The sequence below is a fragment of the Streptococcus intestinihominis genome (genome assembly GCF_046824975.1).
GTDB lineage: Bacteria > Bacillota > Bacilli > Lactobacillales > Streptococcaceae > Streptococcus.
Genome location: NZ_JBKQBL010000001.1, coordinates 128,162 through 130,129 on the forward strand (window position 1 = coordinate 128,162; position 1,968 = coordinate 130,129).

Annotated in this window: 3 protein-coding genes and 1 pseudogene; all 4 read right to left on the bottom strand. The window is 45.0% G+C overall.

Annotated elements, in window-relative coordinates; all coding sequences use genetic code 11:
• Window positions 1-196: nicotinate-nicotinamide nucleotide adenylyltransferase (locus tag ACLOR3_RS00710; protein WP_412036889.1), on the bottom strand; the 196-nt coding region annotated here is incomplete at its 3' end.
• A 21-nt stretch (window positions 197-217) separates the two neighbouring features.
• Window positions 218-529, bottom strand: a complete 312-nt coding sequence (gene yhbY, locus ACLOR3_RS00715; protein ID WP_006595720.1) for a ribosome assembly RNA-binding protein YhbY — start codon at window positions 527-529, stop codon at window positions 218-220.
• A 220-nt stretch (window positions 530-749) separates the two neighbouring features.
• Entirely contained in the window at window positions 750-1,856 is a 1,107-nt protein-coding gene (gene yqeH, locus ACLOR3_RS00720; RefSeq protein ID WP_411399997.1) for a ribosome biogenesis GTPase YqeH, read from the bottom strand.
• Between the two features lie 2 nt (window positions 1,857-1,858).
• Window positions 1,859-1,968: pseudogene (locus ACLOR3_RS00725) on the bottom strand (YqeG family HAD IIIA-type phosphatase); the annotation flags it as partial.

The following is a 1,968-nucleotide window of genomic DNA, read 5'->3' on the forward strand; positions in this document are numbered from 1 at the left end:
GCGGAGGCTCATATTCTGGCATGAGAAGGACCTTGTCCAAGCCTAGTTGCTGGCGGACTTGGTCTGCAACTACAAGATGGGCATTATGGACGGGATTAAAATTCCCTCCGAGGATTCCCACTTGTTTGCGTTTCTTATCTTTGATCTCTGGCTCTAACTCCACCTTGGTAAAGGGGGTTAATAGTTCAATGGCCATATACCTGCTCTCCTGTGTCTCTTAGATTTCTTTTACTTTGACTGAAATCTTCCGGTTTTCTTTTTTGCTTGATTGTTTGTATAAGATGAGGATGCGTCCAATTTTTTGAACCGTATCCACACCGATTTCTTCTTCCAAGATTTCCGCTACTTCATGGATATTCTCATCCGTATTTTGAAGGAGAGTCACCTTGATCAGTTCGCGCGCATCTAGCGCTTGACGCACACTTGTTTTGATTTGGTCATTGAGACCGTTTTTCCCGATTTGGATAATAGGTTTGAGGCTGTGGGCTTGGCTGTTGAGGAAAGCCCGTTGTTTGGATGTTAATGTCATGCTTTTTTCATTGTTTCTTTTTTGATACTTTTCTGATGTGGTGGCGGTCGTCAGCGACCTCCTAGCGGAGTTCCATGACTTAAATTTGAGCCTAAAGTCTCAAATTTTCCGCGCCTAAGTAGTAAAATATCTACTTAGGCTTTCACCACAGCGAAAAGTATCCTTTCTAGGCTCGTTACACTCGCCTCTGTCTATAAAGAAACTATTTCCTTTCAAATTTTTAAATAATAGCTTTGCGGGTAACGACGGCAACGCCTTCTGGTGCCCAGACGGCTACTTTGGCTTCTCCATTGACGCGGATCCAGCCGAGTCCAGAGATGACGAGGTCTGTCTTGTCCTTAATGGTAAACTCATGGGAAATCAAAGGCGGGAATTCTTCTTTTTCCTTGCTATTAGGAGGGGTTAGTAAGCCACCGACATGCTTGTCATAAAAAGCAGTCGCTCCTTCGAGCTTGGTTCGGTGAAGCTTGAGTTCATTGTCAAAGAAGGCAGTAAAACCTTGCTTTTCCCCCTTGATAAAGTCAAAGCGTCCCAAGCCACCCAAGAAGAGGGTCTGCTCTGGATTAAGCTGATAAGTCTTGGGTTTGATTTCCTTTTTAGGGCTGACATACTTGAGGTTTTTCGCTGTCAAGTAATGAGCCATCTGGTGACGATGGATAATCCCTGGTGTATCATAGATGTAGGATCCATCGTCCAGTGGGATTTCTATCTTGTCCAGTGTCGTCCCTGGGAAGCGAGAGGTTGTAATAATATCCTTATCCCCAGTGATTTCTTGGATGATCGCATTGATGAGGGTCGATTTCCCAACATTGGTCACACCCACCACATAGACATCACGGCCCTTACGGTACTGCTCAATCTTTTCCATTAAGTCCTTGATAGCACTCTTGTTTTGAGCAGAGGTGAGGACTACATCGACAGGACGCATGCCTTCTTCGTGGGCCCGCTCCATCAACCAATGGGTCACCTTGCTATCCTTGACAGACTTAGGCAAGATGTCCTTTTTATTTCCGACCAAGATGACATCATTTCCTGCTACAAAGCGTGGTAGGCCAGGGATAACGGATCCATTAAAGTCAAAAATATCCACTACATTGACCACGAGAGCATCACTATCGCCTACTTCGTGAAGGAGCTTTAGGAAATCATCATCTGTCAGATGCACATCTGTGATTTCATTATAGTGACGCAGACGGAAACAGCGTTGGCAATAGACTTCGCCTGTTTCCAAGCCCTTTTCAAGAGCTGATTGGGGAGTATAGCCTAGCCCCTCTTTGTTTTCTGTCTGAATGGGGGCTCCACAGCCAATACAGAATAATTCTTCCATTCTTAAATTCCTTTTTTGTATACAATCGGACCATATTTTTCGGCCATTTGCTTCATAACACGGCGTTCACGCGCCCGGTTGATCTGCGTCTTGATGGAGTCATGCTCAACCA

Bases quoted from the DNA above. Each gene is read 5' to 3' on its own strand.
- yqeH (WP_411399997.1), bottom strand. From the start codon at position 1,856: ATGGAAGAATTATTCTGTATTGGCTGTGGAGCCCCCATTCAGACAGAA.
- yhbY (WP_006595720.1), bottom strand. From the start codon at position 529: ATGACATTAACATCCAAACAACGGGCTTTCCTCAACAGCCAAGCCCAC.